This window comes from Sphingobacterium arenae (genome assembly GCF_014692505.1).
GTDB classification, from domain to species: Bacteria; Bacteroidota; Bacteroidia; order Sphingobacteriales; family Sphingobacteriaceae; genus Sphingobacterium; species Sphingobacterium arenae.
This window is the reverse complement of the sequence record NZ_JACNYK010000001.1, coordinates 373,043-395,797: the sequence shown is the minus strand read 5'-3', so window position 1 is coordinate 395,797 and position 22,755 is coordinate 373,043. Positions and strand designations below refer to the sequence as shown.

The 22,755-nt window shown below is 42.3% G+C and carries 19 protein-coding genes; 2 read left to right on the top strand and 17 right to left on the bottom strand.

Features of this window, described 5'->3' with window-relative positions; genetic code table 11:
- Positions 1–27 precede the first annotated feature (27 nt).
- On the bottom strand, positions 28–363 hold the full coding sequence (locus tag H8B17_RS01695) for a PadR family transcriptional regulator (RefSeq protein ID WP_190307440.1): 336 nt from the start codon (positions 361–363) through the stop codon (positions 28–30).
- A gap of 214 nt (positions 364–577) precedes the next feature.
- Between H8B17_RS01695 and H8B17_RS01690 the strand changes: the two genes are divergently transcribed.
- Positions 578–964: a VanZ family protein gene (locus H8B17_RS01690; RefSeq protein WP_190307439.1), complete on the top strand. Its 387-nt coding sequence runs from the start codon at positions 578–580 to the stop codon at positions 962–964.
- Positions 965–973: 9 nt separating this feature from the next.
- Here H8B17_RS01690 and H8B17_RS01685 read toward each other — a convergent pair whose 3' ends face one another.
- Both H8B17_RS01685 and rlmN read right to left on the bottom strand, forming a co-directional pair.
- Positions 974–1,666, bottom strand: coding sequence for a ComF family protein (locus H8B17_RS01685; RefSeq protein ID WP_190307438.1), 693 nt, complete (start codon positions 1,664–1,666; stop codon positions 974–976).
- A 187-nt stretch (positions 1,667–1,853) separates the two neighbouring features.
- Entirely contained in the window at positions 1,854–2,915 is a 1,062-nt protein-coding gene (gene rlmN, locus H8B17_RS01680) for a 23S rRNA (adenine(2503)-C(2))-methyltransferase RlmN (protein WP_190307437.1), read from the bottom strand.
- A gap of 49 nt (positions 2,916–2,964) precedes the next feature.
- Between rlmN and H8B17_RS01675 the strand changes: the two genes are divergently transcribed.
- Positions 2,965–4,143, top strand: a complete 1,179-nt coding sequence (locus H8B17_RS01675; RefSeq protein WP_190307436.1) for a dicarboxylate/amino acid:cation symporter — start codon at positions 2,965–2,967, stop codon at positions 4,141–4,143.
- Between the two features lie 63 nt (positions 4,144–4,206).
- Here the strand turns inward: H8B17_RS01675 and H8B17_RS01670 are convergent, their stop codons facing one another.
- From H8B17_RS01670 to H8B17_RS01605, 14 genes are all read right to left on the bottom strand, one after another.
- Positions 4,207–5,244, bottom strand: coding sequence for an Atu2307/SP_0267 family LLM class monooxygenase (locus tag H8B17_RS01670; protein ID WP_223816291.1), 1,038 nt, complete (start codon positions 5,242–5,244; stop codon positions 4,207–4,209).
- Between the two features lie 747 nt (positions 5,245–5,991).
- On the bottom strand, positions 5,992–6,573 hold the full coding sequence (gene miaE, locus H8B17_RS01665) for a tRNA-(ms[2]io[6]A)-hydroxylase (protein WP_190307435.1): 582 nt from the start codon (positions 6,571–6,573) through the stop codon (positions 5,992–5,994).
- A gap of 51 nt (positions 6,574–6,624) precedes the next feature.
- A complete protein-coding gene (locus H8B17_RS01660) occupies positions 6,625–7,263 on the bottom strand; it encodes a gluconate 2-dehydrogenase subunit 3 family protein (protein WP_190307434.1) in 639 nt (212 codons plus the stop codon).
- A gap of 11 nt (positions 7,264–7,274) precedes the next feature.
- Positions 7,275–9,011 (bottom strand): GMC oxidoreductase, encoded by a 1,737-nt coding sequence (locus H8B17_RS01655; RefSeq protein ID WP_190307433.1) that lies wholly within the window; start codon positions 9,009–9,011, stop codon positions 7,275–7,277.
- A 145-nt stretch (positions 9,012–9,156) separates the two neighbouring features.
- Positions 9,157–10,386 (bottom strand): glycosyltransferase, encoded by a 1,230-nt coding sequence (locus tag H8B17_RS01650; RefSeq protein WP_190307432.1) that lies wholly within the window; start codon positions 10,384–10,386, stop codon positions 9,157–9,159.
- A gap of 32 nt (positions 10,387–10,418) precedes the next feature.
- Positions 10,419–10,847 carry a hypothetical protein gene (locus H8B17_RS01645; RefSeq protein ID WP_190307431.1) on the bottom strand — a complete coding sequence of 143 codons (429 nt, stop codon included), beginning with the start codon at positions 10,845–10,847 and terminating at the stop codon, positions 10,419–10,421.
- A gap of 63 nt (positions 10,848–10,910) precedes the next feature.
- A complete protein-coding gene (locus tag H8B17_RS01640; protein WP_190307430.1) occupies positions 10,911–12,224 on the bottom strand; it encodes an acetylxylan esterase in 1,314 nt (437 codons plus the stop codon).
- Between the two features lie 60 nt (positions 12,225–12,284).
- Positions 12,285–13,586: a DUF3748 domain-containing protein gene (locus tag H8B17_RS01635; RefSeq protein ID WP_190307429.1), complete on the bottom strand. Its 1,302-nt coding sequence runs from the start codon at positions 13,584–13,586 to the stop codon at positions 12,285–12,287.
- Positions 13,587–13,735: 149 nt separating this feature from the next.
- Positions 13,736–14,854 carry a sialidase family protein gene (locus tag H8B17_RS01630; RefSeq protein ID WP_190307428.1) on the bottom strand — a complete coding sequence of 373 codons (1,119 nt, stop codon included), beginning with the start codon at positions 14,852–14,854 and terminating at the stop codon, positions 13,736–13,738.
- A gap of 19 nt (positions 14,855–14,873) precedes the next feature.
- Positions 14,874–16,478 (bottom strand): RagB/SusD family nutrient uptake outer membrane protein, encoded by a 1,605-nt coding sequence (locus tag H8B17_RS01625; protein ID WP_190307427.1) that lies wholly within the window; start codon positions 16,476–16,478, stop codon positions 14,874–14,876.
- Positions 16,479–16,496: 18 nt separating this feature from the next.
- Positions 16,497–19,742, bottom strand: coding sequence for a SusC/RagA family TonB-linked outer membrane protein (locus tag H8B17_RS01620; protein WP_190307426.1), 3,246 nt, complete (start codon positions 19,740–19,742; stop codon positions 16,497–16,499).
- A 192-nt stretch (positions 19,743–19,934) separates the two neighbouring features.
- The gene (locus H8B17_RS01615) at positions 19,935–21,119 is read right to left on the bottom strand and encodes a FecR family protein (RefSeq protein WP_190307425.1); all 1,185 of its coding nucleotides are present in this window, start codon (positions 21,117–21,119) and stop codon (positions 19,935–19,937) included.
- Between the two features lie 75 nt (positions 21,120–21,194).
- Positions 21,195–21,758, bottom strand: a complete 564-nt coding sequence (locus H8B17_RS01610) for an RNA polymerase sigma-70 factor (protein ID WP_223816290.1) — start codon at positions 21,756–21,758, stop codon at positions 21,195–21,197.
- 61 nt (positions 21,759–21,819) lie between these two features.
- On the bottom strand, positions 21,820–22,752 hold the full coding sequence (locus tag H8B17_RS01605; RefSeq protein WP_190307424.1) for a dihydrodipicolinate synthase family protein: 933 nt from the start codon (positions 22,750–22,752) through the stop codon (positions 21,820–21,822).
- Positions 22,753–22,755 lie beyond the last annotated feature (3 nt).

The window sequence follows — 22,755 nt, the reverse complement described above, 5'->3', positions numbered from 1 at the left end:
TGTTTAATTATATGTAGATGCATTCTATTAGTCCTTTCTTCCCTGCATTGATATTTCCACCGCGAAAACAAGCTCCTTCCACGTGATGTCCAGTCGAGATAATACGGCCTGCCCTTCCGCGGTAATCTGATAATATTTGCGCGGTGGGCCAGAACTTGATTCCTTCCATGTATAACTTAACAACCCGTTGTTCTTTAGACGCGTTAGTAAGGGATATAGTGTCCCTTCCACCACCAGAAGTTGGGCTTTCTTTAGCTCTGCGATAATATCTGAAGCATAAATCTCCCCTCGGGAAATGATCGAAAGGATACAGTATTCCAATATCCCTTTCCGCATCTGGGTCTGTGTGTTTTCTGCTATCATAACAATACAAAGTTATATGTTTTATACTGTACTATGCAATACATAGTACTATAAAAAACAAAAACAAATTCATAAAACACTGTAAATCAGCGATATTATTTTTTATAAATTAAAAATGAAAAATTATTTGATAGGACTTATTTCGTTTATTCATCGCTTTTTTTAATACTAAATTGCTTTGAAAGCTCCTGAATTAATACGACTTTTACCTCCCATGTGGAGAACGATATTTAAATACATTTGGGCTATTATCTGGGGAGTAATCATGTTATTATTAGTGGGGTTGCCTTCCGATGATCTACCGAGCTCTAACTATTTTGAAGGATTTGATAAAATGGCACATTGCGGCTTCTTTTTTGTTTTTACGGCACTGTTGCTATGGGGTTCCATCTCACGAAGTGCAGACGCACCATCCAAAATAAAAACAGTGATCATCGCTTTCTTTGCCGCCAGTATTTTTGCCTTTGCTACAGAAGCTATTCAATATTACCTATCCACCGGACGTCAAGCGGATTGGTGGGATATTTTTGCAGACTATGTTGGCATAGGTATGGCACTTTTTAGCTATATTTTGTTTTATCAGAGACGAGCCCTACAATGAGAAAGCCACTTACGCGATAGCTAATACAGCCACAGAAACCTTACAATGGCACTGCTCAACAAGTGTTTGTATAGCAGAAGCAATGGTAGCGCCGGTCGTGAAAACATCGTCCACTAATAATACATGCTTATGTTCAAACGCGGAGGGTTTCCTACAGGAAAAAGCCTTTTCAACATTATCATGGCGTTCTATACGGCTTTTTTTTGTTTGTGTTTCCGTATCGATTACCCTTATAAAATCAACCTGATTCACGGGTAACATCATAGTCTGCGCAATTCCCTGTGCAATATATTCACTCTGATTATAGCCGCGAATACGTTGTTTCTTTCGATGGAGCGGCACGGGAACTACCACATCAATGTTTGTATAAAATGGAGAAGTAAGCAATTCCTTGCCAAAGCAATTTCCTAGATATATGCCCACCCGGTGATCCTTGCTGTATTTCAATTTATGAATCATAACTTGCACTAAGGAGGATTTTGAAAATGAAAGGTAAGCTGCGCCCGCATCGATAGGCGCTTTACCTAACAGACGTTGGGTGATTTCGTTTTGTTTGAAAAGATAGTGATCGTTTATAGGTAAATGGAATCGGCATGTTGTACAAATAAATTCCTCTTGGTACAGAAGAACATTTTCGCAAGAAACACACAACGGCGGGAACAAGATAGATACGAAACTTTCCCAATACGATTTGATTTTCATACTGTTAAAATTGGTAACTACGAAGTTACTTCTTTTTTACGGGAAAAAAGAAGCAAAACCGAACAAAGTGAGTTCATGGGGGATAGAACATCTCGTAATAACTGCTTTTCTGTTTTCAAAGACTCAGCTGTCAGGTTTTCGTAGGGCATGGTAGATCTCGTCGCCTTCTATTCTTATTCTTTGCCTTCTATACTGCGGTTTCTTCTTTGATGGCAAGCTGGCCACAGGCGGCATCGATATCTTTCCCCCGGCTCCGACGGACGTTGGTCACAATATCTTGACTGCGCAAATAATTGGCAAATTGATCTATTTTGTCCGCCTCTGCATTTACAAAATCAGCTAATGTGATCGGGTTATATTCAATGATATTTACCTTACACGGTACATGCTTACAAAACCGAGCAAGTTCTTTTGCATCTTGCAGCTCGTCATTGAAGTTATGGAACACAATGTATTCAAATGTTACGGGGCTCTTCGTTTTAGCGTAGTAATATTTTAACGCGTCGGCCAATGCTTGCAAAGAATTCTGCTCGTTAATCGGCATGATCTGGTTTCGCTTTTCATCATTTGCCGCGTGTAAAGACAAGGCTAAATTAAAGCGAACTTCGTCATCTCCTAATTTTTTGATCATCTTTGCAATCCCTGCAGTGGACACGGTAATACGCTTTGCCGCCATATTTAATCCATCAGGAGCGGTAATACGCTCTATGGATTTCATCATATTGCTGTAGTTAAGCAACGGCTCACCCATACCCATATAGACAATATTGGTGAGTGGCTGATTATACTTTTCTTCTGCTTGATTAGCAATCAGTACAACCTGGTCGTAGATTTCATCGGCTTGCAGGTTTCGCTTACGATCCATATACCCTGTGGCACAAAATTTACAGGTCAAACTACACCCCACCTGCGAACTTACACAAGCTGTCATCCGGCCTGGTGTAGGAATCAGAACACCTTCAATCACATTTCCGTCGTACAGCGTAAAGCTACTCTTAATGGTCTTGTCCGAACTCACCTGAGACGCACGGATAGTAACAGCACGTATCTCGAAGTTACTTTTCAGCGTCTCTCGCAGGGCCTTACTCAAGTTTGTCATCTGGTCGAAATCTGTACACGACTTAACCCACAACCATTCATAAACCTGTTTCGCCCGGAACCCCTGCTCGCCCATTGCCGTAAGCTGATCTTTTAAATCCGACAAGCTTAAGCTTCTGATATCTATTAATTTGCTTTGCTGTACCACCATGCAAAGATAGGGAAATAAATTTTTGCAAAAATAAAATGTATTTTAGCGCATGAAAAAAATCGCCGGGAACTTACTGTTCAGGGTTGTCGTTGCTATCGTATTGGGTATGGCACTGGGTCTTGTTGTACCAACATGGATCGGACGTATCTTCGCCACTTTCAATAGCTTGTTTGATGAACTTCTAAAATTTCTAATCCCACTTATTATAGTTGGTCTTATTATCCCCGCCATTGCCAAACTGGGCCAATCGGCAGGAAGGTTACTTTTATACACGGTGCTACTCGCATACGGATCGACATTAGCAGCAGGCTTTTCATCTTACCTGACCAGCATCACTATCTTCCCTAATCTGTTGGAAAATCAAATAGCAGCACCAGCGATGGAAAACGCGAAGGGCCTTTCTCCGTTTTTCCAAGTGGAGTTCCCTCCTTTTTTCGACGTTATGCCGGCGCTCATATTCGCATTTCTATTCGGATTAGGCTTAACACAGATAAAGCAATCCAGCTTATTAAATGTGGCCGAGGATTTTGAAAAGGTGGTCTCGATCCTTATCGAGAAACTCATTATTCCATTGTTACCCTTATTCATATTCGGTATTTTTCTGGACATGACCTATTCGGGAAAGATAGCCATCATTTTTAACGTGTTTTTAAAAGTTATCGGCGTTATCTTTTTGATGCACATCGTCTGGCTTTTATTGCAGTTTATCATCGCCGGTGCTATTTCAGGCAGAAATCCCTTTCGTTTATTAAAGACCATGATCCCTGCTTATTTCACCGCGCTAGGAACACAATCTTCGGCCGCGACCATCCCCGTAACACTTGAACAGACTAAGAAAGCGGGGGTACAGGGGAGCGTCGCCAGTTTTGTTATACCACTTTGTGCGACTATACACTTAGCAGGAAGCACGCTTAAAATCGTTTCCTGCCTTGTCGCGCTGATGTTATTGCAAGGCATGCCGATTGATTTTTTCCAAATGGCAGGATTCATTTGTATGCTCGGGGTTACCATGGTTGCCGCGCCGGGAGTCCCAGGGGGAGCTATTATGGCAGCCATAGGTATTATTTCTTCGATGTTGGGCTTTAGTTTGGAAGATCAGGCTTTGATGATTTCACTCTATATCGCCATGGACAGTTTCGGCACGGCCTGCAATGTCACGGGGGATGGGGCAATCGCGGTTATTCTCGATGTCGTTTATAAAAACCCGACTGCATCCGATAATAGCTAATCTTTTAAAAAATCACGGCGATACTTGGTCAGTGAGACCGCGCATCGCCATGATGTCATGTTTTTACTTTTTTAATGCTTCTTTTACCTTCGGTATGATATGTGTACCATACAGCTCAATAGCTTTCATCATATCCTTATGATGTGGACTTCCTACATCCATGTGGGCGGAGAAGCGCGTTAAGCCAAACATGTCGATAACATGCAGGATTTTATCAACTGACTGATTTACATCACCTACCACCAGATGTCCATGAATAGAACGTCCGAAATCGTATTGCGAACGTTGATAAGACGGCCACCCTCTTGAAGCACCTATTCTATTCATCTGTGCAGCATAAAGCGGATAGTACTGATCGGACACTTCTTGTCCATTCTCTCCAAAGAAGGCATGCATATGCACCCCTACCTGAAAGTCGTCCATGGCGTGTCCATTATCTTCCCAAGCTTGCCGATACACTTCAAACAACGGCTTAAAGTTCTCAATCGCACCACCTATAATCGCAAACATGACCGGAAGCCCCAGCTTACCTGCCCGGATGACAGACGAAGTAGTTCCTCCAACAGCTACCCAAATAGGCAAGGAACCCTTAACGGGACGCGGAAATACTTCCTGATTTATCAATGGTTTCCGAAACTTACCCGACCAAGTAACGGTATCTTGCTTGTTAAGCCGTAAGAGTAACTCTAATTTTTCCTCAAACAGTTCAGCGTAGTCTTTCAGATCATAACCGAACAGTGGGAAGGACTCAATAAAAGATCCCCGACCAGCCATGATCTCTGCACGTCCGTCTGACAACAAATCCACCGTCGAAAAGTCTTGAAATAGTTTTACCGGATCCGCCGAACTTATTACAGATACTGCACTCCCTAATTTTATATTCTTCGTTACCGTAGCAGCTGCCGCTAATATAATTTCAGGGGAAGAGACGGCATAATCGATACGATGGTGTTCACCCATTCCAAAAAAATCTACCCCGACCTCATCCATCAATTTAATTTCTTCTATTATCTCCTGCGTACGCTGTGCCGCAGCTTGCATTTTGCCTGTAGAGGGATCTATATGCACATCCCCAAACATGCCTATTCCTAATTCAATCATAGCTTTTTTCCTTTCTACAACAAAGATAGGGATGGTTTTTAGGGTTGGCATTGATGTATATCAAGAAGTATTTCTTTTTCCTTGACGAAAAAGAAACAAAAAGTCAAGGCTTGCATTGTTCCGCTACCTTTCCTTGTCTATTCCTAAACAGAATGAAACTCCCTTCGGTCAAACAGCATGCTGTTTTTAACGGAACAGCCGGCGTAAAGCTGACCGCGGAAAAATGCTAGGCCGTTTTGGCCCGCGTGCCGCGTGCGTGGGTGTCTACATCCTTTTTATTCCTTTATTCTTGTTTATTAAATACCGTAGAAACGGAAATTAACAGACTATACAAATTGTACTACCCTCAATTAACATAAAATGTCGCCTTAAAATCTTTGGCAACTGTAAAAATTTCATTTTTGTACTACCCCATAATGCCAAAAGTTTTTTAGCGACGAGTTTTTTGTTTCTTTTTTACGGGAAAAAAGAAAAATACATTTGTACTATCCCCTTATTAACATAAAGGGTCACATACGGAAGTTTGAGGTTTATAGGAATCTATCCTTAGTGCCGTCCATAACCCAAAACATCAAAAATAGGGACACTTTAATTAGGAATATACAATTGCACCATCCCCCTATTAACATTAAAGGTCGCATACGGATTGTTGAGGTATGTAGAAATTCATCCTAAGCACCAACCATTCCTCTCAAGAATCCGAAGCGACGAGTTTTTTGTTTCTTTTTTACGGGAAAAAAGTACGAACTAACCATGAATATATTCCTTCTTACCGTAACTTTGTATAAGCTCTCCTTCAAAGTCTAACCATTCTTGCCATCTTTTATCGACATCGACATCAGTCGTATATTTACGTGCAAAATGGAGAAAAGTAGTATAATGATTGGCTTCCGAAACCATCAAATCATGGTAGAATTTTGCTAACTCTTGGTCGTCTATATTTTTAGAAAGTACGCGAAAGCGTTCGCAACTACGCGCCTCGATCATTGCTGCAAAGAGTAGGCGATCGATAAACGCTTGATTACGAGATCCATCTTTCTTGGAAAATTTCATCAGCTGTCCGACATAGTCATCCTTCCTTTCCCTTCCTAGCGTATATCCACGGGTTTTAATAATATCAATCACCATCTGAAAATGTTCCATTTCTTCGATAGCAATAGCGGTCAATTCGTGAACAAGATCCTCGTGTTCTGGATTTTGCGTAATCAAAGTGATCGCATTGGATGCCGCTTTTTGCTCACACCAAGCATGATCGGTCAAAATTTCATCGAGATTAGATTCCGCAATATTTGCCCAACGCGGGTCTGTCAATAACTTTAATCCTAACATATTTTGATATATTAATAATTGCGACGCAACAGCCTGCATCTCCACCGTAAACTATCCAAAAAATTTCTCGGGATCAAACCCGTGTGCTTTTAAAACGTCTTCCGGAACACCATTCCATACGCCCGGTCTATTTCCTACATAACCAATATCTTTCACCCCCATTTCCGTTGTATAGAACCCCGACGATGTCAGATTACGCATTAAGGAGAAAAAGGCAACCCCTTGACGCATCTCTGGCTTCGCTTTATCAGGGTAAGCAATATCATCGATAAGTTGAATTTGTTGCTCTTCCGTACATTTTATAAAAGCTTGGCCATATCGTTTTTGGCATTGTACGTCCATCCACTTCAACCCACCGCGCATAGGAATCTTATTAGAGGGAAGATCCTTCACTATAAATTCGATAAAGTCGGGCACACCTGCTTCTGAGGCACTTCCGGATGTATCATCCTTTGGAATAATAATGTCCGCTAACACCGTAATCGTCGCCATTTCATGCTCGGTGAAAAAAGTTTCTTCCAACAGCTTCTGTGTGCGTTCATGCTCCCAATCCTCTACGCCTGGTAGTTTATCAGAAGTCTCGCTGGCTATCCTTGCTTCCTTCGCACTCTCGCCATTACAAGCTGTAGCTAACACACCGGCTCCTGCCGCAAGTAAACCTAATGCTTTAAGGGATTCTCTTCTGTTCATATCTTTTTCGATCAGCCGTTTAACTTTTTCTTCTCTTCCAATATATATTCCGCAGTCCGCATGGACATGGCTAAGATGGTCCAAGTCAGGTTTTTATCCCCTTGCTGCACAAAAGGACCTGCATCTACCACATATAAGTTCTTGCAATCATGTGCTTGCCCCCATTTGTTCAATACCGATTGCTTGGGATCGTTACCCATCCGAGTTGTTCCCCCTTCGTGGATAATTACACCCGGCGCTTCCAAACCATACTTTGTGTCTGCGCCATATTCAGGTGAAAGGACGACGGCACCCATTTCATGCATGACAGCCTTAAATGTCTCCTGCATGTGTTTGGCCTGTTCCACTTCCTCGTTGGCCCATTTGTAGTGAAAGCGCAAAACAGGAATACCATATTTATCCACACGTGTTGGGTCAATCTCGCAGTAATTATCTTTTCTCGCTAAAGCAGTACCCCGCCCGGCCATCCCGATAGATGCGCCATAGAAACGACGATAGTCTTGTTTAAGCAATGCTCCATATCCCCCGCTGTCCCGCTTTTCTCCGCCGTTGCCAGCCACCATTCCAACAGCGCCAGGAACCCAGTTCAAAAACCCATACCCCGGCATATTCAAACCACTACCATATTCTATATGGTAGCCCCTTGGGAATGTCAGCTTTTTATTGTCTTCCCACCACGGAGAATAAATATGCACACTACCGACACCATCTTCATTATAACGTTTTCTATCTAATAATTGCGGTAAGAAACCCCAAGCACTTGACCCCGTAGAGTCATGTAAATATCGTCCAACCAAACCTGTACTGTTTGCTAAGCCTCCCGGGTGAGTCGATGATTTGGAATTCAACATAATACGTGCGCTCTCACAAGCACTCGCACCAAGTATAACGGTCTTTCCTCTTACGGCATATTCTTGCAGGCTCTTCGTATCCACATAAGAAACACCCGTTGCGAGTCCTTCGTCGTTTGTGAGTACTTCGCGAACCATAGCATTATCGATCACTTTGAGGTTTCCCGTTTTCATAGCCGGCATAACCAGACAAGACGAGGACGAAAAATCTCCATATACCTTACAGGATCTTCCACACTGCCCGCAATAAAAACACGTTCCGCGACCTTTGATCTCTGGAGAAGATTCTGTCAAAACAGCTCCTCGCCCCGGAATAACCGGTACACCTGCTTTTTTTGCCCCTCGGGCTATATAGAGTTCTCCCAAACGAGGTTTTGGTGGTTTCATAAAAATCCCATCCGGCTCATTTCGTATCCCTTCTACTGTCCCGTAGATACCGATCATCCGGTCTACACGATCATAAAACGGTTTCACTTCTTCGTACGTGATGGGCCACTCGTCGGTAATGCCATCAGTCGGTTTAAAATCATCAGGACCCATCCGTAAAGAAATACGTCCCCAGTGATTCGTTCGACCACCTAGCATGCGCGCGCGAAACCATTCAAACTCTGTCCCATTTACGGTAGTATAAGGTTCCCCGTCTAATTGCCAGCCTCCATAAGCCGCATCAAAATCTCCAAACGGACGAGTTGTTCCCGCACCCCTACGAGGCGATTCCCAAGGCCATCGCAACTGTAAGGCATCTTTTGCCGGGTCAAAAAAAGGCCCTGCCTCCAACATCAGCACGTTCAGTCCTGCTTGGGCCAAAATATAGCCTGCCATACCTCCACCTGCTCCGGAGCCGACAACAATAGCATCGTAAATTTCTGGACTTTCTTTTATTTGATAGTCAACCATATAGTTATTTCTCTCTCTTTTAAATTTAAGCACCAGAAGAATTAACTATACCTTCTCTTCTTCTGATCGCATAAATACGTCATTTTAGTTTAGCCGGAACTAAAGTAAAAAAAAAACCTATTCAGAAAGAATGTTATCATATTTATTACCGAAGGTATTTGTTTTTCTCCTCAATCCAGAGAGACATGTATTTGTTAGCACTATGCTGCTGATTCCGTAAGATCTGGCCCATAAAGTTTCGCTGGCGATGCAGGCTTAAACCACTATTCAGCGCGTTGATATGCGTGAGAAATGGTTCCTCAAACTGTTCTTTACTACTCGTCTTATGCAGAATATAAATTCCCTTTTCCTGTGCCTCGTACCATATCCTCCTATCTCGATACAGCCCGACCGCTTTCTGGGAAAAGCAATCCAAGTCATCTTCCATATACCCGCCCCAAATGCCTTCGACCGACATCGATTCTGCACCGATAACGGTAGTAACCGACGGAGTACCCGCCTGCATCGCATCAATAAACTTGCCTTTGACCCCTGCTCCAAATAGAATCGGAGCAACAAGCACCTTATAGGCTTCCAGTGTTTTTCGAGCGTCCTCTGCTCGTCCTTTTATCAAAAAATTTTCTTTGGGCTGATGGAGCTGATAAACCTTTTCACTGGCATACGCACCGTAGATATGTAATTCTGCGGTTGGTAAACAGTTCCTTATTTTCGGCCATATTTCTGCTTTCAATATCCGAACCGTGTGCCAGTTAGGTTCGTGCAGAAAATTCCCTATAAATACAAAATCTTTTCTTTCCTCAAACGGAAGCCAACTATCGCGCGTTGATTCTTCTATATTCGATTCTAAAAAAGGTAAATAATATAACAGCTCGGCGGGCAAATGAAATGTTTCCAAAAGCAATTCCAGTTCGTTCTTCGAAATAATCAGTGAAAGATCACAACGCAGTATAGCGGCAATCTCCCGCGTGGCCGTATCATTATAATAATCTATTGCTGTACCACGCTTTACCGCATCTTGTCGCGCTCGTCGTAGAAAATGCAAATCTTCTGTATCCAATATCGTTAGCGCAGATGGACAATGTTCTCTTACCCGCCACCCATATTGTTCCTCGCTGATAAAGCGGTCGAAAACAACAATATCGGGTTTTAACGAAGCAATAAACGCATCAAACCCACTATTATTGAGCTGAATATCTTCTTCGTGAATACCCTCTTGATAAAGCGGATGGCTATAGGGGGATTTGACCGCAGCCGAAGCGAAAACCACTTCGTAACCCACACGTCGGAACATCCGAACTAATTGTAGGATACGTATTCCTGCAGCGGATGATTGGGGCTCCGGCCAAACTAGTCCGATGAAAAGTATTGTTTTCATCGGACTAAAATAAGGAATTTACTTCTTGAAAGTTATCTCCTTCTAAATTCTATTTTTGTAGTGATATCGCCCGTTATATTTACCAAAGTAAATTTAGCTACCGTTTGAACCAGACTTTCCGGAATGTCGTACTCCACACCAGCAAAGATCATTTTTTTACTGGTAGGCATACTATAAGTATAGGAGCCTGTTTCTCCTGCACCTTTATATACGTATGCATATCCGTTTGATTTGAACTCCATCGTTTCTCCCTCTCCGACCAATACTTCCCGCACCGGGTCTTCATCCGTTTTTGAAGTCGTTTTTACGACATCAAACCACTTGTTTGAACGAATAATATTCAAAGCAGTATCCCGGCCTATATTATCCACTGTCTCTTTACTACAGGACGATAGTCCTACCAAAATCATCCCAACAAATAAGAGCACCCAGCTCCTATATGTCAATGTCCATCCTTTCATTATTGATATAAACTTTAAAATTACAAAAAGGGATTAACCAAGTATGGTGCCAAAATACCTAAATCAAAAGTGTTTCCCTAATTGCTTTAATATCCACTCTTTAATCTGTTGTTGTTGCTCCGGATACGTCCAATGCCCAGTCTCCTGCACTAAATACAATTCTTTCGGTGCATCGATAACATTATAGGCGGCATAGTAAGATGTAGGCGGACAAGTGTCGTCATTATATCCCCAAGTATAGAATCCAGGGACTTTCAGGTTCCGGGCAAAATTAACAACGTCATAATAAGCAGACACCTTGATCTTGTCTTCCGTCGCCATCTGCGGGGCATTAGCCGCATTAAACATGTGCGGCCATCCGCCTGCGCGATGATGCAAGTATCCTGTTACGTCGCTCAGCGCGGGGTAAATAGACACGAGCCCTTTTATGCGATCGTCCAGAGACGCGGTAATAATTGCCAGTGCTCCCCCTTGACTTCCTCCCCATACTAACAGATTATCTTTATCAAAATCAGATAATGAATGTAAAAAATCTACTGCCCGTACGCATCCTAGATATACTTTATTATAGTAATAGCTATCGCGATTATCGAGGTTAAAAAAGGGATATCCTCGCAATGCTCCACTACCTAGATCTGTATACAATCCCGCTTCGTACGTCACGGGGATACCATGTATCCCGATTTGTAGTGTAATGATTCCCTTTTCAGCTAGATCGATGATACCGGCATATGGGCGAACGCCTGCCCCCGGAACCGATAACACAGCGGGATATCTTCCTTCCTTCTTTGGTTTAGCCAATATACCATATAGGCGATTTCCTACCATAGCATTTTGAATATTGACTTGAAACACATCTACTGTTTCCGTACAGCGTTCTGGCAATAAGGTCAACTTTGCATCCATCGGGATTTTTGCCGCATTGGTCTTTGCTGTATTCCAAAAGTCTTGAAAGTCGTCGGGCAACTTTTGTGTAGGCTGGATATCCAACGGGGCATATCCTGCCGTAGCAACACCACGATACGTATTGCCATTGATGGACACATTAGCTTCACAACGTAGAAAGCCCGGTGCCGACAATTTTCCTTTTATGATTCCTGAACCATTTTTTAATTTCAGTTTTCCCTGATCTGTCGGAGGCATCTTTTCCGGACCAACTGCATAGTTAATCTCTATATCGCTAAGCGGAACCTGATGCTGTAAAACCTGTATCCTAAACGTAGCCTCTTGGTTGGGCTCATATGTCCAGTCCGGCTTGTCCGGCGAAACAAGCACCTGGATAGGATGCGTTGATCGCGATTGAGAAAACCCTGCAAGTGAAACAAAAAGATAGCAGGTTATCGCTGTTAAGAACTTGATAAAGTTGATTCTATTCATAATTGATTTATATTATTTTTTGACGGCTCAAGATAAGGAATTATGAAGATATATATTACATCACAACGTGTTATCGGTTATAATCGCTCGTTTTATTTGTAGATATTCCTTATCTCTCATACGTTGATATTGATTGTAGACTACAAAATCTCCATTGGGTGAAAAAGACGGCGTGCCCACCACACGCTGGTCTTTTAAATCGTTTCGGGTAAGTTGAATACTCTCATTCCGATCCATATCATAAACAAACACATTATTTTCAGCCACGAAGGTTATCTTCTTGCCGTCCCTACAGAGATTAAACGGGGAAGATATGGAAAACGGATTATTCGTCACGAAAGATAACTCTCCTCTGTTTACCGCACATCTTATCACTTGGTTATTCCCGTTCTCATCTTTTGCCAAAGCATAGATATATTGCCCATCTTCACTTGCGCGAAGCCAATGTCGGAAATCAGATAGATTAGCTCCGTAGGTTAACCGTCTCTGCCGAATGCCTTTCGGAACTTTTGGGCGCTCTCCCACATTTCCTACGGCACTCACATCCTCCTTTATCTTCTCCTCGTCAATATCGACGATAAATATCTCCGTAACTGTCTTCCCCTGTTCATTCACCACATTTCCCTGAAAGGCAACTGCGTACCGCACTTCCCGGTTATCAGAAGTCCGGTAGCCCTTTCTCCCGATCCAGCACTCGTCAAAGGCTTTATTAATTTCGTCCGATCCGGGACGAGGCTCAGCAACCACATCCGAAACAATCACTGCATACATCTCTCCGTGGTTATTTCCTGCAACTTCATCTACTTCAACCTTACCGTCATGTGGCAACATCACACCCACCCCCCGAAGCTGTGGCTCTACCAACTCATCATTATAAGTAAAACTGAGCATAGCACCGTCTCCACTCCAACAGTGAGAATGGGTACCTCCTCGCAGAGAACCGGGCGTATAAGGAGTAGTCATATCTCTCGCATCCAAAAAAACCGGGGTCATGGGTTTATCCAAATCTACAGCAACCCCCGTACGACGTGTTATATCGTACGGTTTTTCCTGATCGGCATTGGGTAATCCATGAATAAAAGCGAGCCGATCTCGAGCCGGACTAAAAGACGCTGCTCCTACCCCCGGACCATATATTGTTTGATTGTTTGTTTGATAAACAATCCGTTCTTCACCCGTCTCTACATTCACCAGTCCTATGATAGCGGTTTCACCAATTTTCGTATCGTCGTTTCTTCCGTCAAACACAATCCATTGGCCACCTTTGGAAAAGACACTATTATGATGTAGTGTGTATCCTTTTGGCGAATCAGTAATATTGACAACGGTTTCGTTTTCTTTTACTTGATTTTTAGTATTCATACAACTTTGTAAACAGCATAGGTAAAGGACGATGACCGAGTCCCTTAACATGCTTCTTATTCGTCTATTTGTTTTAACATCCCTACCTGTTTTTCAGTTTTGCTCAGACGAGATGCTGTGATCGGTTATTGGCTCATAGCCAGCGCATATCATATTTCAGTAGGATCCATCTCGACATGTTTAATCGATCTTCTTCCATACGTATAGGTAATGTGCACTTTCCCGTCCGAAGTCTGTATAACTGCGGGATAGGAGTAGCCATCCTGCAAAGGTTTATTTTCCAGTGTGGTTACCACATCCCAAGCATGCCCATCTTTTGATATGGCGACGTTAAGCATGTTTCGACCTTTGGGTTCTTCTCCCTTTTTGGTGGTATGATTATACACTAACAAATGTCTTCCATCGTGCAACGTAACAGCATCCGTTCCCGAATTAGGATTGGGCAATCCGGTGTCTTCTAATTTCGACCAAGTCTTTCCGCTGTCCTTTGACCAACTCGTGACCAAGACGTCTTGCATAGTCCGTGCGATAATCTGCAAATCACCATTTTTATGGATTAAAACGCTTGGTTGTATAGCATCATATGTTATGCCATCGTTGATGGGCGGAATCACCTTCCAGCTTTTCCCATTATCGTAACTGATTTCAAAATATATCCGCCAGTCTCTCCCATTAGGAGTGCCTCTTCGCTCCAAACTGGTAGGCGATATAATCGTACCATCGGCAAGCTGTACGGCTTTGTTTTTAACTGGCCCCAACAAATCCCCCACAATTTCATTCTTACCCATTGTCATTGGCTTTGTCCAAGTTCGCCCTTCATCCGTACTTGTTGTGTATACTCCCCACCAATTATCAACATCAGGTCCAACTTTATAAAACAAGATAATCGGCCCGTTTTTGGGCCTAAATAGCACAGGGTTCCATGCCGGGTGCTTCACCGAGTCAGATAAAAAACCATTGGTAACCTCCACTGGCCAACTCCATTTTCCATCGTTAAAATGAGAAACACGGATGCCCACGTCGTTATTCTTTTCATGCGTTCCTGCAAAGAAGGCACACATTAATCCGTGACTTGTTTCTATAATCGTAGATGCGTGACATTGCGCTGTAGGTTTTTCGTCCAATTCATAAATAAACTGCGCGCTGACAACCCCATTTTGACCAACAGTCGCCAGTTCTGGGATATTGAATTCTTGTGCGGAGCCTGCGGAGCCAAGCGCACAGCCAATTACAAATAGCAATGTCAATTTTTTAAAATAATTTTTCATGATATCTTTTATTTATTGTTTAATAACCTGTGTTTTGTGGAATTTCATTTCCGTAGTTAGCATCAATAACAGATTGCGGAATCGGAAAATAGATGTGGTAATCCTGAATGGAGTTTTTTGTTTCTTCCAGTAAATTATATTGTCGTACCCGTTCGACTAATTTACCCATTCGAACTAACGTCCGTCGACGCGGTTCCTCTACGGTTAGCTCGCGCGCCCTTTCATCTAAGATAAAATCAATTGTTATATCCTGTGCACCAATCGAAGGAATATTTGCCCGACTCCGTATAACATTGATATCGGTGGCGGCAAGCTCCATTTTGCCCAACTTTAAGTATGCCTCCGCCCTTAGTAAATAGGTCTCGGCCAAACGATATACCGTGACATCTTTCGCTGTCCTTCCCGAGGTAGCATTATTTTCCCAAGGTGTACCTTCTATTTTCCTAGAATAAGGATAAATATTACGCATCGTATCATCATAAACTGTTTTCGGCTCAACGAGTTTATTAAAATATTTTGAAGCGGGATTGTTGTAATAGAACTGTCTTCTCATATTGTAAGGAGAGTTTCGCATATCATCTGTATGATCCGTCCAGATGTCGTAAAGAAAGTAATTTGTGCCTCGTACACGACCGACTCCTCTGCCTAAACTATCGACAACTAGCATCGCGACACCATTCGGGTCTCTTATCTTACTTAAAAATGGCGCCCAGTTTCTGATTTGCACATTCCCATTCAGGCTGCTTCCTCCACCCTGTGTAAAATTTTCAAATTGCCAAACGTAGATGGACTCTAAGTTACCAGACGATCTATTATGATTTCCATCTAAAAACAAATCTGAAAACACATCTCCCGGTTGATTCGCCCTAGAGCCAAACCGCGCTGTCATGATCTGATAATCTCCGGATGATATCAATTCGCTGGCGACATCTACGGCTTCCTGATTTTTCTCCAAGCCCAAGTTAACTTCGACAAGCAAATGTTGTGCTGCCCCCTTCGTTATCCGTCCATCCGTTGATTCTCGAGCCGAAGGCAACCACTGAATAGCAAATTCCAAATCCGTCTTGGAAAACGCCAAAACATCTTGCTTACGCACTTTTCCATAATCATTTCTCGGCGTATTATAGATCGTATCCACAATAGGCACGTCTCCAAAAGAATTTACCAATAAATTGTAAGTATATGCTCTAAAAAATTTGGCTTCGGCGATCACCTGATTCTTTTCTTTTTCTGATGACCAAATATTTTGTTTCTCCACATTTTGGGCATATACAATAATCGTATTAGCCCGTAGAATCATGGACGTATATGCCCAGGTCCATAATATCCGTAGATTATTGTTGGTAGGGGTTATATTAGTCTCATAATTTCTCAGTCCGATATATTCTACCCCAGCATCTGCTCCGATATCGGTGGCGGCAAAATTCAACGCAAAGTAAGTATTATCCCCCATAGACATCTCTTCCCTTGCTGCATCATACAGTCCTGTCAGGTACATTTGAAAACCTGCTGGCGTTGTTAATATTTTATCCGCACTTAAATTAGAAAGTGGATCCTCTTTTAAGTGATCATCTTTACAACCAAAAAAGGTTAGTACGATAAATATAAATAATACGCGTTTCATATTTCAAAACTTTGATTGTTAAAAACTAAACCCTATCCCCATATTGTACACCCGAGGCAAGGAATAAAGCGTTTCGCTGGTATTTCCACCGATTTCGGGATCCGTTCCCGGCCAATCACTCCACGTCGCTAGGTTTTTAGCATTGAAAAAGACCTTTAAAGCCTTTAAATGCATACGCTCTAAAACGTCAGGCGAGAAATTATAAGATAAAGATACATCCTGAAGACGTACAAAATTCCGGCTAACATACCATCCATGTCCCTGTGGATTGGTATACAATAAGGAAGGCCGCGTTAACGAGCCATTTTCCTCGGTCCAATAACCAGCATCGAGTTGGTTCAAACCCCTTCCTGGTGCATTCGGACTCACTGCCGTATTCAAAAGCGGAAAGTCACTCTTCCACCCGGTCATCATATTGATAAATGTAGACAGCGTGAATTGACCAATATGGAAGTCGTTACTAAGACCAAACTTAAACCGGGGCTGCCCACCGTATCCTATAATCGTCCGGTCATTTGCATCAATCCTTCCATCCTCATTGAGATCTTTCAAGCGTACATATCCCGGTTGATATCCTGATGGCATATCATCCCCAACTTGATAGATTCCATCAAAAACATAATCGTAATACGTCGTTATGGGATGCCCGATAAACCAATTATTGCTCAGATCATCATCCTCGATACCATCGTTGTTCAAATCCTGTCCATATAGCTTTGTTATCTTATTCGCATTGAAAGAAAAATTAAAACCTGTACTCCAAGAAAAATGTGCTCTGCTGATGTTCTGTGTACGCAGAGAAACCTCTACTCCTTTGTTTTGTACTTCTCCAATATTGGTCAATACGTTCAAATATCCATTCATCGCAGGTATGGAGCGTTCGACAAGAAGGTCTCTTGTTTTCGCATGATACAGCTCAATCGTCCCACCTATCCGATCCGAAAACAGTCCAAAATCAACGCCGATATTTCCCGTATATGTCGTTTCCCACCGCAGATCATCGTTTCCCATATTGCTTGGGTAAGCACCATTCGCCATGCTTCCACCATTTCCATATACATATTGCGTCACACGGGATAAACTAAGTGATTGATAGGGATCAATACCCTGATTTCCTACAGCACCATAAGAAATACGCCATTTGAGGCTGTTGATTACGTTCTGGTTTTGCATAAAGGATTCACTACCCATATTCCAAGCTAGGGCTACAGAAGGAAATATGGCATACTTGTTATTCGTAGCAAATACGCTACTTCCGTCTCGTCTGGTAGTAAAAGTAACCATATACTTCCCTGCGTAATCATAATTGATGCGGGCCATTGAGGATATTCCTTTAATCTCGTAAGCTGAAGATTCATTGGTTAATACACTTCCCAAGCTGAGATCGTGATAGCCGAGTGCATCCGAGCTCAATTGATTAGCGTATGCTATAGTTTCCTCTTGTTGTTGATAGTTTTTTCCGAACAACAGCGTCACATCCATATGGTGTTGATCAAAATCCTTTTTATACGTCACGATGTTTTCCCAAACCCAGTCGAATCCGTTTCTATTCAATTTACTTGCACTCGTCGTGTTATTGGGCAGGTGGGGGTCTTGCTTAAAAAATAAATAATCGTGGTGCCATCTTAAATTTGGGGAATAGTTAACCCGAAAATTTAGCCCCTCAATTCTCGGAATATTAAAATCTATATAAAAATTACTCAACAGATTATTATAGACTTTGTTGTTGTCCGTCATCAAGGAGTTATATATAGGGCTATAAGAAACCTGATCTTCCTCAACAATATATTTGGTGGGAGAACTATCTGGATGATACCATGTCCCATAAGGGCTTCCTGTATAGATGCGGCTTATCTCTGCCGGTACGCCCGACTGGTCTCGCTGGCCGAAAGTAGATGTGAGACCTAATTTAAGATGGGTGTTGATCTGCGTCTCTACATTTGCACGAAAGGTATATCTTTTGAAATTATCATTCATCAACAAGCCTCTTTCCCGTGAAAAGGAATTAGAAAGAAAATAATTGGTTGAAGAAGTCCTTCCCGCAATGCTTACATCGTAATTGAGTAGCCCTGCATCTTGAGAAGCCATATCATATGGATCAGAAACCAATCCCTGCGCGTAGTTGTCAGCTTCCGTCTTGTTGAGATAGGACAGGATCTGTTCCGGGTCTGCATCTAGCCCCGATTGCTGCCTGAAATCGAGCTTACTTTGAATATAACGATCAGGCGAAAATAACGGTATTTTCTTTCCATAGGCATATTTGGATACATGCATATTAGCTGAAATAACCACCCCTTCTTCTGTTGCTTTTTTAGATGTGATTAAAATAACCCCATTTGCAGCTTTCGACCCGTAAATCGCAGTCGCACTCGCATCTTTTAATATATCTAGTGAAAGGATATCATTCGGGTTGATGTCGCCCAATGTTCCACCGAAAATTATACCGTCAAGTACGATAAGCGGAGAATTGGTAGCGCTAAGCGATCGGGGGCCACGTATCAAAATACTCGGATCTTCTCCTGGTCTTCCGTTATCTAAAACTTGAACCCCGGCTACCCGACCACGCAATGCCTGTCCGGTATTGACGGCAGGACTCTCTTCCATAACAGACATATCTAAGCTACTAACCGCCCCGGTCACCTTCCGTTTAGATTGGGTACCGTACCCCACAACCACCACATCATCAATAGCTTCCTCCATAGGTTGCAACACGACATCTACATGCTCCCGATTTCGGACTGGATGCGATTGTGTCACATAGCCAACATAAGAATAAGAAAGCGTATCCCCTGGGCTGACAGATATGTTATAATTCCCTTGCGCATCCGTAGAGGTACTGGTCAATTTGTTTCGCGTCGCAATGCTGACGCCCTGCATCGGTTGATTGTCGGGCGAGCGTACCGTCCCAACAACGGTTTGTTGTATTTCTTTTTGGTTCTCCTGTCTATTTTCTGGTTTCGTTTCCGGTATCTCCCTAATGAATACTGTTTTATACGCTTCATTAAACACGACTTCAACGGCGATTCCGGTAAAACACTTTTCAATGGCATCTTTAAGTCCTGCATCATGCAGGTCCAATGATACGACACGAATCTTTTTTGACAAGTTGGCATCAGCCACAAAATTATAGCCCGTCTGCTTGGAAAGCTCGTAAAACACCGTGTTAAGAGGGGCTTTCGCTACTTTCAGACTTACTTCCTGTGCAAATGTCGTGGCATTTGCCTGAAAGAAGGTCACTATCAAAAGAATAAAGCTGAGCTTCATAATGATTAGTTTTTTTAGAACACAATGCGGCAGACCGCATTGCCATACGGTTGTTTTTTTATACATTTGAATTCGGATTTTTTGACTTTATTGATTCTTGTTAATTAATCCTTTCTAAGCATTTGCTTGTATGGAAACAGGAGTGCTCGCAACACTTCTGTTTCTTCATCTAAAGGTTTATTTTTAGATTTACTACTGGTTCTTTCTCTGAACGATGATCCTCCTTTCCCCGTTTTTATCGATAATCTTAAATTGCAGGCTATTCGCCATTTCCATTGTTTTTAATAAGTGCTTTACATCCCGCGTACGCAGGTAGTTTCCCTGAAATGCCACATCACGCATATCGCCCACGTATTCCACCTCAAAACCGTACCATCTGGCAAGTTTCTTCATAATGTCTTTTATGTTTTCATTATTGAAAATAAAGTAGCCTTCTTTCCAAGCCTGCAAATCGGTCACGTCAAACTCTTCTATCTTCAATTTCGCTGTATGCACACCGTTTATTGCCTTTTGTCCGGGTTTTAACAGCATTTCTGCACCCGTTCCGACTATCCTCACCTTTACTTCACCTTCTATCAGCGCTGTTTCAATGAACTCATTATCTTGGTAAGCATTTACACTAAACTGTGTGCCGAGTACTTCCACTTCCTGATTTCCTGATTTCACGATAAAAGGCAATTTATGTCGTTTAGACAAGTGTGTTCCTTTTGATGATGAATAAGCAGGAACAATTTCAAAATGAGCTTGTCCGATAAGTTCAACTCTCCTGTCTTTTTCCGAAAAGCGTACAGGATAACGGAGTTTCGAAGCGGAACTTAAGAAAACGAGGCTACCATCGGGCAGTACAACCTTATATTGATTTCCTCTAGGCGTTTCAATGGTGTTATAGGTATCGTTTGCTGATACTTTTCCCTTCCCGTCATCGATAACCGTATAAATAAGCTGTCCATCGGCCGTTTGGCTTATGCTAACGTTACCATTATCGACTATCTCTCCGATATTGTCCTCTGATAGGACAATTTTCTTACCATCGGCCAAGGTCAAAATAGCCGAATTGGTTTCTGGCAATAGGTTCGACACCAAGATCTCTTTTCTCGTAGCTTTTTCTTCGGAGTTTAGAACAAACCAACCTAGCCCCATAAACAACAGGAAACAAGCAGCTATAGAAATGGGCAACCACAGCCTTTTGGTTTTGTTCTCTCGTAAAGAACGTCGAAGTTTTTCCAAACCCAGTCTGTGCTCTTCAAGCAAATCCGTTGGTTTCAGATCAGATGGAGATGTTTTGTATTTAAGATACCAACTCTCCACAATCGCTTTTTCTTCTGGTGTGGCAGTACCCAAATTATATTTCTCCAGTAGTTCTTCCGCTCTTTTCATTAAAGTTTATGTCTGGTTAAAACTATTGCTGTTTATAGTTAAGACACGGAAGTAGAGGGGAGGGGGTATAATATTTTAAAAAAACAGCATAAAAATATTGGTCCCTAATTTCACTCTAAGTATTCGCAGTGCATTTCGAACTTGGGTGCGGACAGTTTGTGGACTTATGTTTAGTTCCTGCGCTATTTCCTTATGGGATTTTTCTTGAAACCTACTCATTTCAAAAATTAGGCGCATTTGTGGTGGTAATGAAGCCACTTCTTTCTCTATCAGCTGAATCAATTCCTTTTCCCGTATCCTTTCTTCCACAAGATCCTGTCCCGAGACCATAAAATCTTGTAAAGATTGCATGTATACATCTTGGACTTTCTTGTTTCGGAAAACGTTGAGTACCCGGCTTCGGACGGCGGTATACAAATAAGCCGACAAGCTGGAGGTAATGGTTAGCGTTTCCCTGTTCTTCCAAAGATAGATAAACAGTTCATGCACGATATCCCTTACCTCCTCTCTATCCGGCAATCTACGATATGCATGGCTATATAATATCCCATGATATCTGTTGTAGATTTGTTCTAATGCTGATTGGTCGCCGGTTTTCAGCAAATCAAAAAGCTCTTTATCTGTAACTGACGCATTCAATATAATCCAAGTTTATAAAATTAAATGTATCTGTTTTTAGAGAAAAATAAAAATTGTATTACTATTTAGCTTGCTTCAAGTCTATTTCACCGGATAAGTACGCAAACTCCTGCAACAATAACTCCAACTGTTTCTTTGTTTCCTCATCAGGCAGCACACTCCCATTTCTACAAAACAACCTTATATCCAGCCCCCGTTGTCCCAGGATGTATTTTGCGCTAGCCGGATAGGTGTCATGCATGACATCCATATTCGTTGCGAAAAATTCCTGTACTTTGGTTACTTCGGCTTGTTTTTCCGTGTTCGCGTAATTGTCGCACAGCCATACCACCAACTCTGGAAAATAGTTTCCTTGAATACAGGATAGACCTGCGGATCCAGCTTTTAGCGATTCCACGGCATGCACCATATAAGCATCATACAGTCCAAAAGCAGGTTCCGATTTGGTCGCAGCTATCTTCCGGCGCACATTTACAATATCCAAGCAGGTATCTTTATGGTATTTTACACGTCCTGTGCTGACCAATTCCCCTAGCAATTCAGGAGATATAATACGCTTGTACGGCACGGGGCACTCGTAAAATCCGACCGGAATGTCTCCAGTTAAGTCCAATAATTGATGAACATTTTTACGGAACACCTCGTCCGAGTCCTCCTCTTTCGCCAATAGACCGGATATTAAAATAATCGCAGAAACGCCTGTTTCATATATTCTCTTTACGTTTTCCGCCTGTTCCACTATCGTTTCGCCAAAAGAACCTGTTGCTACAATAGGTACCCGCCCGTTAACACGTTGTACAATATAACAGACTGATTCTACCATTTCCTCCACCGATAGTTGATACATTTCACTGGATAGGCAGTTTGCAAAAAGTCCTCCTGCTCCACCTTCCAAATAAAAGTCAACCAGCTGACCCAATGCATCATAATCAATAGATAAATCTTCTTTAAACGGCATCAACATCACCGGCACAAATTTTTTGCTGTTATTCATTTT